The sequence below is a fragment of the Streptomyces cellostaticus genome, from assembly GCF_001513965.1.
In the GTDB taxonomy this organism is placed as follows: domain Bacteria; phylum Actinomycetota; class Actinomycetes; order Streptomycetales; family Streptomycetaceae; genus Streptomyces; species Streptomyces cellostaticus.
In genome coordinates this window covers 1-12,607 of sequence record NZ_KQ948056.1, presented here as the reverse complement: position 1 = coordinate 12,607, position 12,607 = coordinate 1, and the positions used below count along the sequence as shown (strand labels likewise).

13 protein-coding genes are annotated in these 12,607 nt (G+C 72.6%); 6 read left to right on the top strand and 7 right to left on the bottom strand.

The window, feature by feature from the left end:
- Positions 1-49 precede the first annotated feature (49 nt).
- Positions 50-721, bottom strand: a complete 672-nt coding sequence (locus tag AQI88_RS39270) for a maleylpyruvate isomerase family mycothiol-dependent enzyme (protein WP_067009845.1) — start codon at positions 719-721, stop codon at positions 50-52.
- Between the two features lie 79 nt (positions 722-800).
- On the opposite strand from AQI88_RS39270, the gene AQI88_RS39265 reads away from it, so the two are divergent.
- Both AQI88_RS39265 and AQI88_RS39260 read left to right on the top strand, forming a co-directional pair.
- Positions 801-1,445: an HD domain-containing protein gene (locus tag AQI88_RS39265; RefSeq protein ID WP_067009842.1), complete on the top strand. Its 645-nt coding sequence runs from the start codon at positions 801-803 to the stop codon at positions 1,443-1,445.
- Positions 1,446-1,571: 126 nt separating this feature from the next.
- Positions 1,572-2,672, top strand: a complete 1,101-nt coding sequence (locus AQI88_RS39260) for a GNAT family N-acetyltransferase (RefSeq protein WP_208616039.1) — start codon at positions 1,572-1,574, stop codon at positions 2,670-2,672.
- Here AQI88_RS39260 and AQI88_RS39255 read toward each other — a convergent pair.
- Together AQI88_RS39255 and AQI88_RS39250 are read right to left on the bottom strand one after the other, a co-directional pair.
- Positions 2,654-2,929: a DUF4031 domain-containing protein gene (locus tag AQI88_RS39255; protein ID WP_067009836.1), complete on the bottom strand. Its 276-nt coding sequence runs from the start codon at positions 2,927-2,929 to the stop codon at positions 2,654-2,656. The genes AQI88_RS39260 and AQI88_RS39255 overlap by 19 nt on opposite strands.
- A gap of 7 nt (positions 2,930-2,936) precedes the next feature.
- Positions 2,937-3,320 (bottom strand): hypothetical protein, encoded by a 384-nt coding sequence (locus AQI88_RS39250; protein ID WP_067009833.1) that lies wholly within the window; start codon positions 3,318-3,320, stop codon positions 2,937-2,939.
- A 55-nt stretch (positions 3,321-3,375) separates the two neighbouring features.
- Between AQI88_RS39250 and AQI88_RS39245 the strand changes: the two genes are divergently transcribed.
- The 3 genes from AQI88_RS39245 to AQI88_RS39235 all read left to right on the top strand — a co-directional run bounded on the left by AQI88_RS39245 (position 3,376) and on the right by AQI88_RS39235 (position 6,737).
- A complete protein-coding gene (locus AQI88_RS39245) occupies positions 3,376-4,281 on the top strand; it encodes a MurR/RpiR family transcriptional regulator (RefSeq protein WP_067009830.1) in 906 nt (301 codons plus the stop codon).
- Between the two features lie 109 nt (positions 4,282-4,390).
- Positions 4,391-5,320, top strand: a complete 930-nt coding sequence (gene murQ / locus AQI88_RS39240) for an N-acetylmuramic acid 6-phosphate etherase (RefSeq protein WP_067009827.1) — start codon at positions 4,391-4,393, stop codon at positions 5,318-5,320.
- A gap of 16 nt (positions 5,321-5,336) precedes the next feature.
- Positions 5,337-6,737 (top strand): PTS transporter subunit EIIC, encoded by a 1,401-nt coding sequence (locus AQI88_RS39235; RefSeq protein WP_067009937.1) that lies wholly within the window; start codon positions 5,337-5,339, stop codon positions 6,735-6,737.
- Between the two features lie 55 nt (positions 6,738-6,792).
- Here AQI88_RS39235 and AQI88_RS39230 read toward each other — a convergent pair whose 3' ends face one another.
- Entirely contained in the window at positions 6,793-7,461 is a 669-nt protein-coding gene (locus tag AQI88_RS39230; protein WP_067009824.1) for a class I SAM-dependent methyltransferase, read from the bottom strand.
- 112 nt (positions 7,462-7,573) lie between these two features.
- On the opposite strand from AQI88_RS39230, the gene AQI88_RS39225 reads away from it, so the two are divergent.
- Positions 7,574-8,146, top strand: a complete 573-nt coding sequence (locus AQI88_RS39225; RefSeq protein WP_067009821.1) for a hypothetical protein — start codon at positions 7,574-7,576, stop codon at positions 8,144-8,146.
- On the opposite strand, the gene AQI88_RS39220 is transcribed toward AQI88_RS39225, so the two are convergent.
- The 3 genes from AQI88_RS39220 to AQI88_RS39210 form a co-directional block, all read right to left on the bottom strand.
- A complete protein-coding gene (locus AQI88_RS39220; protein ID WP_067009818.1) occupies positions 8,143-9,699 on the bottom strand; it encodes a carboxylesterase/lipase family protein in 1,557 nt (518 codons plus the stop codon). The two genes, AQI88_RS39225 and AQI88_RS39220, sit on opposite strands and share 4 nt — an antisense overlap.
- Positions 9,700-9,802: 103 nt before the next feature.
- Positions 9,803-10,930, bottom strand: a complete 1,128-nt coding sequence (locus AQI88_RS39215) for an NADH:flavin oxidoreductase (RefSeq protein ID WP_067009815.1) — start codon at positions 10,928-10,930, stop codon at positions 9,803-9,805.
- Between the two features lie 191 nt (positions 10,931-11,121).
- The coding region (locus AQI88_RS39210; protein ID WP_208616037.1) for an RCC1 domain-containing protein at positions 11,122-12,607 on the bottom strand (1,486 nt) is incomplete at its 5' end.

The window sequence follows — 12,607 nt, the reverse complement described above, 5'->3', positions numbered from 1 at the left end:
GTCCAATTCAAGACTACGCCTGCCCCGCGTCGGCCCGGGCCACCCCTCCTCACCCGAAGATGTTCAGTTCCCCCTCCGCCGCGCCCGCCAGCTCATAGGCGGCCCCGTCCAGCGGCCGCCCCGAGTACAGCCGTACGAGCGTGGCGGCATCGCCGAGGTACCGGGCGGGCGGGCCCCCCGTGGCCGCCGCGCCCAGCCGCAGCGGCTCGTCCACGTCGTCGAGGTCGGCGTGCAGGGGCACGTGCCCCTTCTCACGGGTGATCCGGACCAGCAGCGTCAGCGCGTCCGGCAGACCGGCCCCCGCATACGCCCCCGCCTCCCCGAAGACGTCCCGCACATCACCCGCGTGCACCCACTCCCCGAGGGCGATCATGTCCAGCACCCCGCCCGCCTTGGCGATCACCGGCCCGGCCTCGGTCATCCCGCGCTCCAGCTCGTCCACGACCTGCGCGTTCGTCCACTCGGCGCGCTCGGCGATGTCCCGGTCGTTCGACTCGGGCGAGAACACGCCCTTCTCGTACCTGCTCTCCACGACCCGCAGCAACGCGGCGGAACAGTGCGCCAGCACGTCCCGCACCGTCCACCCCGGACACGCGAGGGTCGGCAGCGCGAAGTCCGCGTCGGCACGTGACCGCAGCAGCGGTATCAGGGCGTCCCGCTCGACGGCCAGCAGCCGGCCGGGGAGTTCGGCGTCACGGGGTACCTCGTGTACGTCAGTCATGGGCCCCAAGCTAGGGCGCCGACAGGCACCCGTCACGAAGGAATCGCCAGCCGTCGCAGAAGGACGGAAGAATGAGGCCATGGCCGACCTCGACGCCCTGCGCCTCCGCTTCGCCCGCGCCCTGGAAGGAGCCCGCGCCCCCGGCGACGGTCCCGACCCCGCCCCCTACGCCGACAACCTCCTCACCCGCTGGCAGGAGCCGCAGCGCCGGTACCACACGACGGCCCACCTCACCGCGGTCCTCGACCACATCGACGTCCTGGAGAAGTACGCGGCCGACCCGGACGTCGTACGCCTGGCGGCCTGGTTCCACGACGCGGTCTACCTGCCCGAGCGCTCCGAGAACGAGGAGCGGTCCGCGCACCTCGCCGAGCGGGCCTTGCCGGAGGCCGGGGTCCCGGCGCCGAAGACGGCCGAGGTCGCGCGCCTGGTCCGCCTCACCGTCACCCACGACCCCGCCGACGACGACCGCGACGGCCAGGTCCTGTGCGACGCGGACCTCGCCATCCTGGCCGCGCCCCCGTCGGCGTACGCCGTCTACACCGCCGAGGTCCGCGAGGAGTACCACTTCGTGCCGAGCGACGCCTTCCGCGAGGGCCGCTCGGCGATCCTGCGCCAACTCCTCGACCTGCCCCGCCTGTTCCGCACCCCGTACGGCCGGGAGCACTGGGAGCCGACCGCCCGCTACAACCTGGCCGCCGAGCTGGACCTGCTGTCGGCCTGAGCCGGCGCTGCCCACAGTGCCTTCCGACTGTCTTTGCCGCGAGGGGAGTCGGGCATCCGGCCGTGGATCGGTGACCGAGCCGGAAATGCTGTCGCACCGAGCGGACGCGCCCCGTACTGTGCGCGCATGCGACCGTTGAGCGGGGACCAGGTGGATGAGGCCGTTGCCGGCTGTGTGGCGGCACTGCGGGCGGCGGTGGACCAGGACTGGAGGGGCGTCAAGGCCGGGCAGCTGGAGTGGAGTTGCCTCGAAACGGCCGAGCACCTCGCGGAAGCCCTGTTCGGCTACGCGAACCGGCTGGTCACCGGTGCCCAGGACTACGTTCCCTGTGACCTCGCCTTCGACGAGGATGCCGATGCCGCCGGTGTGCTGGAGGTGATCCGGTCGACCGGCGGCCTGCTCGCCGCCACCGTCCGCACCGCCCCGCGCCAGGTGCGCGCCGTCCACCCGTACCCGTTCGGCAGCGCCGACCGCGAGGGCTTCGCCGCGATGGGCATCACCGAGCTGCTGCTGCACACGTACGACATCGCCCAGGGCCTGGGTCTGCCCTACGAGCCCTCCGCGGAACTGGCCGAGTCCGCCCTGACCTGGCTCTTCCCGCACGTCCAGCCCGGCCGCGCACCCTGGCCGACCCTGCTGTGGGCGACCGGCCGCGGCGAGCTGACCGGCCGGGCACCGGTCACCGACTGGCGCTGGCGCAACAACCTGGTCATCCCCGCCGAACGCCTCACCCTGACCGGCATCCGCCCGGCCGCCGCCGGCGATCTGTGCCTGGGCGGCGACGGCGGCTTCGAGTGGCTCGACGGCGGGCCGTACCAGGGCACGCGGGTGGCCACGACCCAGATGGTGAAGGCGTACGAAGCGGGCGTGCACCGGCCCGAGTTCGGTGTCTTCGCCCTGGTCCGGCACGAGGACGGCCGTGCGATCGGCGGTATGGGCTTCCACGGCGTCCCGGACGAGGAGGGCCGCGTGGAGGTCGGCTACGACCTCGTGGAGGGCGCCCGCGGCCAGGGCTACGCCACCGAGGCCCTGCGCACCCTGACGGAGTGGGCCCTGGCCCGGGACGACGTCGACATGGTGTTCGCGACCATCGAGCACGCCAACGTGCCCTCGCAGCGTGTGGTGTCCCGGGCGGGGTTCGCCCGGGCGACCGTGGAGGAGGAGCGGATCGCGCAGGAGGAGCACGACATGGACGCCGGGCTCCAGCTCTACATCCGCCGGGCCTGATACCCCTTCCGCCTGCGCAGCCCGGACGCCCGCAGCAGCCGCACCACCTCGCGGCTGCTGACCTCCACCGCCCCGGCGGCCACCGCGTCCGCGTACCGGTGCGCCGGAAGGTCGTAGTGATCCCGCTCGAAGGCCCGCTGCGGCACGCCCAACTCCGCGGCGAACAGGTGCAGTTCGTCGTACGACACATCGCTCACCAGGTGCGACCACATGCGCCCGTGTCCGGGCCAGGCCGGCGGGTCGATGTACACCGTCACGGGAGCCTCACGAGGACGCCATCCCGCCCGTGGCCCGCCCCAGGCCGCCCACCGCGGCGACCTTCACGCCCGCCTTGTGGCACACCCAGTGCGGATCGGGACCCAGTTCCGGCTCCACGTCCAGCGCGTGCGGGTCGCCCGAGCCGCACACCGGACACAGCGGCCAGCGGCCGTACCGCTCCAGCAGGGCGTCCTGCACGTCCTGCGCGACCAGCCCGGCCACGTAGTGGGCGCCGTCCGGCCACTGCTCGACCCACCAGCGCCGCTGGGAGACGGAGTCCTCGACCAGGGAGACCACGTCCGCCTCGGCGACATCACCCGCGACCAGATCGGCGAGGACCAGCGCGCGGGCAGCGTGCAGCGCCCGTTCGAGCGGGCTCAAGGACTCCATGGTCCCATTGTGCGCACTCTTGACCGCCAGGCCGAACCGAAAATATCTTTCATGAGTGACCCAGGACGTGAAGGAAATTTTCGGAAGTCCGGGCGGTTCGCTCGCCGCCAAGGTGCGCACCCTCGCCCCTTCCATGACCCGGTCCATGCAGCGCGTCGCCGAGGCCGTGGCGAACGACCCCGCCGGCTGCGCCGCCCTCACGGTCACCGGCCTCGCCGAGCTCACCGGCACCAGCGAGGCGACGGTCGTGCGCACCGCCCGCCTGCTCGGCTACCCCGGCTACCGCGATCTGCGCCTCGCCCTCGCGGGCCTCGCCGCGCAGCAGCAGTCGGGCCGCGCGCCCGCGATCACCACGGACATCGCGGTGGACGACCCCATCGCCGACGTCGTCACCAAACTGGCCTACGAGGAGCAGCAGACCCTCGCCGACACGGCCGCCGGACTCGACACCGTCCAGCTGGGCGCGGCCGTCACCGCGCTCGCGGGCGCCCGCCGCACCGATGTGTACGGCATAGGGGCGTCCGGTCTGGTCGCCCAGGACCTCACACAGAAGCTGCTGCGCATAGGGCTCATAGCCCATGCGCACAGCGATCCGCATCTCGCGGTGACCAACGCGGTGCAGTTGCGGTCGGGCGATGTGGCGATAGCGATCACGCACTCCGGGTCGACGGGGGACGTCATAGAGCCGCTGCGGGTCGCCTTCGAGCACGGGGCGACCACCGTCGCGATCACGGGGAGGCCTGACTCGTCGGTGACGCAGTACGCCGACCATGTGCTGACCACGTCGACTTCACGGGAGAGCGAGTTGCGGCCGGCCGCGATGTCCTCTCGGACGAGTCAGCTGTTGGTGGTGGACTGTTTGTTCGTGGGTGTTGCTCAGCGGACTTATGAGAGTGCGGCGCCTGCTCTGGCTGCGTCTTATGAGGCGTTGGCTCATCGGCACCGGAGTATTTCGCGATAGACCGTAGGACCGAGTGTTGTGGGGATCTGCGGGTTTGTTGTGGCTTGTCACGCAGTTCCCCGCGCCCATAGGGAGTTGACCTGCCCTGAACTGGAAAGAGCCGCCCCCCATGACCTCCAGCCCCCGTCGGCTCCAAGCCGAGCTTGCCTCCCTCACCACCGAAGCCTTTCGGCCTGAGCTCGCCGAGATCGATCAGCTTTCCACCCTCGAGATCGCCCGCCTCATGAACGGTGAGGATGCGGGTGTGGCCGCCGCCGTCGCCGCGCGGCTGCCGCAGATCGCCGCCGCCGTCGATGCCGTGGCCGAGCGCATGGCGCGCGGGGGGCGGCTGGTGTACGCCGGTGCCGGCACCGCCGGCCGGCTCGGCGTGCTCGACGCCTCCGAGTGCCCGCCCACCTTCAACACCGACCCGGCCCAGGTGGTCGGCCTGATCGCGGGCGGGCCCGAGGCGATGGTCACCTCGGTCGAGGGTGCCGAGGACTCCAGGGAGCTGGCCGGCCGGGACCTGGACGCGCTCAAGCTCACCCCGGACGACACCGTCGTCGGCATCTCCGCCTCCGGCCGCACCCCGTACGCCGTCGGCGCCGTGGAGTACGCCCGCGCCCTGGGTGCCCTGACCGTCGGCCTGGCCTGCAACGAGCACAGCGCGCTCGCGGCCGCCGCCGAGCACGGCATCGAAGTCGTCGTCGGGCCCGAGCTGCTCACCGGGTCGACGCGGCTGAAGGCGGGTACGGCGCAGAAGCTGGTGCTCAACATGCTGTCGACGATCACGATGATCCGGCTCGGCAAGACGTACGGGAACCTGATGGTCGACGTGCGCGCCTCCAACGACAAGCTCCGGGCCCGCTCCCGCCGCATCGTCGCCCTTGCCACGGGAGCCTCCGACGAGGAGGTCGACAAGGCGCTCACCGAGACGGGCGGCGAGGTGAAGAACGCCGTCCTGGCCCTCCTCGCCGATGTCGACGGCCCGACGGCCGCCCGCCTTCTGGAGGAGTCCGGCGGACATCTGCGTGCCGCGCTGGCGGTCGCGGGCACCTGACCCGCACGCTCGGCATGTGCGCAACGACCCCGTCACGAGTGCCGCCACCGCCGCCGCGATCCTCGCCCGGGCCGGCGGCCCCGCGAACGTCACCTCCGTCCACCACTGCATGACCCGCCTGCGGCTGACCGTCGCCGACCCGGGGGCGGTGGACGAGGCGGGGCTGCGGGCGGTGCCCGGCGTGCTGGGGCTGGTGGTGGCCGACGGGTCGTCGTACCAGGTCGTCCTCGGGCCGGGTGTGGTCGGCGCGGTCACGGCGGAGGTGGCGGCCCGGGTCGCCGCGGCGCCCGGAGCGGTGACCGATCGGGGCGCCGAGGTGAAGGAGCGGATCCGGCAGCGCAACGCCACCCCGCTGAAGACCGCCCTGCGCCGCATCGCGGCCGTCTTCGTGCCGCTCATCCCCGCCCTGATCGGCTGCGGCATCCTCGCCGGCCTCAACGGCCTGCTGCTGAACGCGGGGTGGCTGCCCGGCCTGACCCCCGCGCTGACCGCCGTCGCCTCCGCCTTCATGGCGCTGATCGCGGTGTTCGTCGGGTACAACACGGCGAAGGAGTTCGGCGGCACACCCGTGCTGGGCGGGGCGGTGGCGGCCGTGGTCGTGTATCCCGGTGTGGCGAAGGTGACGGCCTTCGGCGTCCACCTGGCCGCCGGGCAGGGTGGGGTGCTCGGTGCGCTTGCGGCGGCCCTGCTGGCCACGCGGGTGGAGAAGTGGTGCCGGGGCCGGGTGCCGGGCGCGCTGGACGTCCTGCTGACCCCGGCCGTGACCGTCCTCGTCTCGGGCCTGGTCACTCTGTACGGCCTGATGTACGCGGCCGGCGCGGTCGCCTCCGGCATCGGTACGGCGGCCAACTGGCTCCTGACGACGACCGGCGCCTTCGCCGGGCTGATCCTGGGCGGCCTGTTCCTGCCCCTGGTGATGCTGGGCCTGCACCAGGCCCTGATCCCGATCCACACCACCCTCATCGAACAGCAGGGCTACACGGTGCTGCTCCCCCTGCTGGCCATGGCGGGCGCGGGCCAGGTCGGCGCGGCCCTCGCGGTGTACATCCGCCTGCGCCACGACACGTCGTTGCGTACGACGATCAGGTCGGCGCTCCCGGCGGGCCTGCTGGGCGTGGGCGAGCCCCTCATCTACGGGGTGTCCCTGCCGCTGGGCCGGCCGTTCGTGACGGCCTGCGCGGGCGGAGCGGCCGGCGGGGCCTTCGTCGGTTTCTTCGCGATGCTCGGTGACAAGGTCGGGGCGACGGCCATCGGCCCGTCGGGCTGGGCCCTGTTCCCGCTGCTGGCGGGGAACCGGGGGCCTGGGGTGACGGCGGCCGTCTACGCCGGCGGGCTGCTCACCGGCTACGCGGTGGGCTTCGCGGCGACATACGCCTTCGGCTTCGCCCGCAGGCCCCCTACGACCGACTCTGCCTGACGCACCACCGCACCCAGCCCGCCGCTGACTGCCCGGAGCCGGAATCGGCCGGGATTCAGCGGGCGGCAGCGGCCCGCCACACGAGGGTGTAGCGCCAGAAGAGACGGCGGTGCAGGCGGGCGCCGGGGAGGAGACGGCGGGCCTCGCGGGATATCTCGGTGAAGGTCATCTCGGGGACGCGGGTGGGGGCGGTCATGGAGAGGGGCATGGGCCGGGGTCGCCCGCGGTTCTTCAGCCAGCCCATGGCCGCGTTCAGGGGCACGGCGAGCAGGGCGAGCGCATGGTCCCCGAGGGTCTCGGCCCGGGCGCAGCCGACGACGACCAGGGTCCCGCCCGGGGCCAGCTCCTCCCGGAAGCGGGCCAGGCTGTCGGCGAAGGGGAGGTGGTGGAGTACCGCGACACAGGTGATGACGTCGTAGGGGCCGGCGGGGAGAGCGTGCGGGGCCTCGGCCAGGGTGTAGGTGACAGGGGCGCAGGGGGCGGTCGCCTCCCGTGCGCGCTCCAGGATCTCCCGGTCCGCGTCGACGCCGTGCACGGCCTCGGCCCGTGCGGCCAGCAGCCGCGCCAGATCGCCGCTGCCGCAGCCCACGTCCAGCGCGGTTCCGATGCGGCGGGGCAACTGCCGCAGCAGCCAGGGGTGGTAGTGCGCGTTGTGCGACCACGGGTACGCGGCGTTGAAGCGGTGCAGAGCGGCGAGGAGGCGGGCTGTGAAGGTCGTCGTCACGGCCCCAGTCCAGCACGGGCGCCGCAGGCCGGGTGACTCAGTACCATCGATTTCACACGGGACCCGGCGGGACTCAAGGACCACGAGGAACTCAAGGACTGCGCAGGCCGACATGAATCACGCCCAGCTCACTGCCCTCGGCCGAGCCCTCCGGCTGCTCGGGGAGCACGGGGAGGCCCTCACCGCCGACACCCCGGACGCCCGGCTGCACGAGGTCAAGGCCGATCTGCGGCGAGCCCTCGACCTGCTGGAGGAGAGCGTCGGGGCCGGCGCGCCCGCGACCCGGTGCCCCGAGCATCCGCAGGGACCCGTCGACGAGAGCGCCCCCGATCTGTGTCTGCTCTGCGAGACCAGGCGCCGGGCCGCCCGCCGCTCGGAGTTCCAGGGCAGCCGGCCGCAGGCCGTGGAACCAGTCGCCACCGCCCCTTCCCGGTACGGCGTCCGCGCCGACCGTCCGCAGCCCCAGCAGCGGTGGCTGCCGGAGGCGTGGAACGGGCACGAGTGGCAGCTGTGCGGCACGCCCCGGCGGGACCGGCGGGAGGCCGAGGCGTATCTGGCCGCTCAGCGGCGCGGGTCCCGGCCCGCCATGGCGTACCGGCTCGTGCACGAGTTCACCGACTATGAGGTGCTGCGGATCTGGGGCACGCCCGTCCAGGTCGACATCGAGCCCATGGGCAACCTCTAGGCCAGCAGCGGCAAGGGAAGGAATTCGTACCCCTCCCATATGCGCCTGCTGGTCTCCCTCGGATACGCCGTGACCGTCGGCTCCGTGTCCAGCACCTGCACCAGGCGTTCCCCGGTGTCGTAGGCCGGCCACCCCGGGTCGCCGGTCCGGGCGAACGCCGTCCACGAGCGGCGGAAGCGGGCGGACAGCTCCTGTGCCTCGGCGGGTATGTCCACCCCAGCGAAGAGCAGGACCCCCAGGTCGGCGTGGAACGTGCCGAAGAGCAGGGGGATGTCCAGGCCGTGGCAGGCACCCAGGACGCCGCTGTTACCGGGTGTCGCCCAGGCCAGTTCGTAGACGTGCGCGCTGCCGCCGCCCGCCCGCTGGGCCTCGGCGAGGTGCAGGGACGGCATCGCGAACAGCCAGTCGGTCTGCACGCGTTCGTACAGGTCGGTGGGGGTGTCGTCGGGGAAGGCCGCGCGGTAGGCTCGCTCGCCCGCCTCGCCGCCCGGGGCCAGCAGCCGCAGGGCGCCCGACAGCTGGTCCTCCGTGATCTTGCCGAGCATGCCGCCCAGGGCCAGGAACAGGCGGAACTCGTCACGGTTGTGGCCGACCAGGAGGTCCACGTCCCTGGCCGCACCCGCGGCGAGGGCCTGCCAGGGGGTGGTGGGCAGGACATCGCCGTCGACGACCGGGGAGAACGGCGTGACCGTGGGCGCCGCCTGGCCCCAGCGGTCCGTGTACTGGAGCATCTTGGCGCCCAGAGACTGGCTCGCGTCGGTGAGCCGGCGGGGGTCCACCGCCGCCAGGTCGGCCGCGGTCGGCCGGCGGCCCGCCTCGGCCGCGAGGGCCGCCGCCATGTCGCGCGCGAGCGCGTCGGAGAAGTACGTGCCCGGCACGCTCTGCGCCACCGCCCGCCGGAACAGGCCGCGGGCTCTCGGCATCGCCAGCAGCGAGGCCACCGACCCCGCTCCGGCCGACTCGCCGAAGACGGTGACCTGCTCCGGATCGCCGCCGAACGCCGCGATGTTCGCCCGCACCCACTCGAGGGCCGCCACCTGGTCCAGCAGTCCCCGGTTCGCCGGGGCGCCGTCGAGACGGGCGAAACCCTCCATGCCCACGCGGTAGTTGAAGGTGACGACCACGACATCGCCATCTTTGGCGATGTGCCGGGCGTCGTAGCCCGGCTGGCCGGCGTGGCCCAGTTTGTAGGCGCCGCCGTAGATCCACACCATCACCGGGCGGGCGGACGACGGGTCGGGGTCGGGGGTCCAGACGTTGACCGTGAGCCAGTCGTCGCCCGTCGGGCCCGGCGCCGGGGCGCCCTTACGGCCCTGGAGGCCGGGCTCCTGCGGGGGTGGCGGGCCGAACGCGTACGCCTCCCGGGTGCCGTCCCAGGGCCGGGCGGGGCGCGGGGCCTGGAAACGGGCCTCGCCGACGGGCGGTTCGGCGAAGGGGATGCCCCGGAAGACCGCCAGACCGTCCTCGTGGAGGCCGCGCACTGCCCCAGAGGCAGTACGCACCACGGGTCCGGCGGTCTCGGTCGCCGGGGCCTGGGACTCGCTCGTCGTCATGCTCGCTCCTCACTGGTCATCAGAAGAACGCTCCGCAACGGTCACAAGTGCCCGCGAATCCCGGCCGATTCGGAATCCCGACCGGCGGGGAATCCCGACCGGTTCAGCTCAGCGTCTTGACCGCCGCCGCGTCGTACGGCTTCAGCTCGTCGTAGCGGTCGGCGAGCACCTTGGCCGCCCACTCGGGGTCCTGGAGCAGCGCGCGGCCGACGGCGACCATGTCGAACTCCTCGGCCTCCAGGCGGTCCAGGAGGTTGTCGATGCCCTGGACCGGGGAGCCCTCGCCCTTGAAGGCGTTGACGAAGTCGCCGTCGAGACCGACCGAGCCGACGCTGATGACCTGCTTGCCGGTGAGCTTCTTGGTCCAGCCCGCGAGGTTGAGGTCGGAGCCGTCGAACTCGGGGAGCCAGTAGCGGCGGGTGGAGGCGTGGAAGACGTCGACGCCGGCGGCGGCCAGCGGGCTGAGGATCGCCTCCAGCTCCTCGGGGGTCTCGGCGAGGCGGGCGTTGTAGTCCTGCTGCTTCCACTGCGAGTAGCGGAAGAGGATCGGGAACTCGGGGGACACCGCCTCACGGACCGCCGCGACGATCTCCGCAGCGAACTTGGCGCGGGCCACCGGGTCGCCGCCGTACGCGTCCGTGCGGCGGTTGGTGCCCGCCCACAGGAACTGGTCGAGGAGGTAGCCGTGCGCGCCGTGCAGCTCGACGCCGTCGAAGCCTATGCGCTCGGCGGCGGCAGCGGCCTCGGCGAACGCGGCGATGACGTCGTCAAGGTCCTGCTGGGTCATGGCCTTGCCGGTGGGCTCGGCGCCCTCGGTGACGAGGCCGGACGGGCCGATCGCGGGAGCGTCCGCGAACGGCGGGTCGCCCGCGTTGCGGACCATGCCGATGTGCCACAGCTGCGGGACGATCGTGCCGCCCGCCGCGTGCACCTCCTCGGCGACCTTCGCCCAGCCCGCCAGCTGCTCCTCGCCGTGGAACCGGGGCACGCGGTCGCTCTGGCCGGCCGACTCGTGGCCGACGTAGGTGCCCTCGGTGACGATCAGGCCGACGCCGGCGGCGGCGCGGCGGGCGTAGTACGACACCACGTCCTCGCCGGGGATGCCGCCCGGGGAGAACATGCGGGTCATCGGGGCCATCGCGATCCGGTTCGGGACGGTGAGTCCGTTGAGCGCGATCGGCCGGGAGAGGATCTGGGCCGCGCGGGAGGCGGGGGGCGTGGTGACGGTCACGTGGGGGGCTCCTCGTGAGACGGCTGCGTTAACCGAGTGGTATGTGCACACGCATTGGTGCACCTTCTTAAGTAAACCGCCCCGCGGTGCCCCGCATTCCGAACCCCGGCGCGCTGTGGTGTGATCCCGGACACGTCCTGGGTCTGCGGCCACGCCGCCCTGGGGGTGCTCCCCAGGGCGGCGTGGGCCTGTCAGCTCACCGGGGTCTGGATGGTCGCGGAGTTGTTGGTCGGGTTCGGGTCGGACGTGCTGCTGGTCACGGTCGCGCTGTTGGTGACGGTGCTGCCCGGGGTCGCCCGGACGGTGACCACGATGCTGTTGGCGGTCGACACGCCGTTGCCGAGAGTGCCCAGGGAGCAAGTCACGGTGTCGGTGGATCCGGCCGGTGGCACCTGGCAGCTGCCCCTGCTGGGGTGGGCGCTGACGAATCGGACGTTGGTGGGGAGGGTGTCGTTGAACACCACGTTCTCGGCGGCGCTCGGCCCGCTGTTGCGGACGGTGACCGTGTAGGTCAGGTTGCCGCCGTTGGACACGGGTTCCGGGCTGGCGCTGAGGGCGATGCGCACGTCGGCATGCGGCGAGGTGATGGCCAGGCTGTGGCCGCCGCCCGCGGAGATGGCGGTCACGCCGTCCAGGTACCTGCAGGCCCCGGTCTGGCCGTAGGTGCAGACAGGGACCGGCACCGTTCTGTTGGTGAACGTGCCGTCGCCGAGCTGGCCGACGCTGTTGTCGCCCCAGGCGCGGATGGTGCCGGCGGCGCGCAGGGCCAGGCTGTGGTTGGCGTTCGAGCCGGTGGCGAGGGCGCTGATACCGCCGAGGAAGGCGGAGCAGGGCGCGGTCTGCCCGACGTCGCAGACCTGGACCGGGACGTTTGCGTTACTGGTGGTGCCATTGCCGAGCTGGCCGGAGGCGTTACTCCCCCAGGCACGCACGGTGCCGTCGGTTCGCAGAGCCAGGCTGTGGTTGCCGCCCGCGGCGATGGATTTCACGTTGGTGAGGTTGCTGACCGAAGTGGGCACGTTGCGGTTGGTGTTCGTGCCGTCGCCGAGTTCACCGTTGCCATTGAAGCCCCAGGCGAGGGCGCTGCCATCGTTGCGCGCGGCCAGGTTGTGGTCACCGCCTGCGGCGATGGAGGTCGCGTTGAGGAGGACCGAGACCACGACGGGGGTGTTGCTGGAACCGCCGGTGGTGCCGTCGCCGAGCTGACCGAAACCGTTGTAGCCCCAGGCGCGCACGCTGCCGTCGGCTCGCAGAGCCAGGCTGTGGCGGGTGCCTGCGGCGATGGAGGTCACGTTGGCGAGGTTGCTGACCTGAACCGGCGTGGTGCTGTCGGTGAACGTGCCGTTGCCGAGCTGACCGAAACCGTTGTAGCCCCAGGCGACGACGGTGCCGTCGCCTCGCAGGGCGAGGCTGTGGGAGGCTCCCGCGGCGATGGCGGTGACGCCCGTCAGGAATTGGCTGCAGGGCGCGGTTTGCCCGGTAGCGCACACCTGCACGGGAATGTTTCTGTTGGTGGTGGAGCCGTCGCCGACCTGGCCGAGGTCGTTGACTCCCCAGGCCCACACCGTGCCGTCCGCGCGCAGCGCCACGCTGTGACCGCCACCTGCGGCGACGGCGACGACGCGGTCCAGGGGGGAGGGGCAGGGGGCAGAGCCGCAGACACGGACCGGACTAGTG

Excerpts from the sequence above, each read along its gene's own strand:
- AQI88_RS39270 (WP_067009845.1), bottom strand. The coding sequence starts at position 721 with ATGACTGACGTACACGAGGTACCCCGTGACGCCGAACTCCCCGGCCGG.
- AQI88_RS39265 (WP_067009842.1), top strand. The coding sequence starts at position 801 with ATGGCCGACCTCGACGCCCTGCGCCTCCGCTTCGCCCGCGCCCTGGAA.
- AQI88_RS39260 (WP_208616039.1), top strand. The coding sequence starts at position 1,572 with ATGCGACCGTTGAGCGGGGACCAGGTGGATGAGGCCGTTGCCGGCTGT.
- AQI88_RS39250 (WP_067009833.1), bottom strand. The coding sequence starts at position 3,320 with ATGGAGTCCTTGAGCCCGCTCGAACGGGCGCTGCACGCTGCCCGCGCG.
- murQ (WP_067009827.1), top strand. The coding sequence starts at position 4,391 with ATGACCTCCAGCCCCCGTCGGCTCCAAGCCGAGCTTGCCTCCCTCACC.
- AQI88_RS39225 (WP_067009821.1), top strand. The coding sequence starts at position 7,574 with ATGAATCACGCCCAGCTCACTGCCCTCGGCCGAGCCCTCCGGCTGCTC.
- AQI88_RS39220 (WP_067009818.1), bottom strand. The coding sequence starts at position 9,699 with ATGACGACGAGCGAGTCCCAGGCCCCGGCGACCGAGACCGCCGGACCC.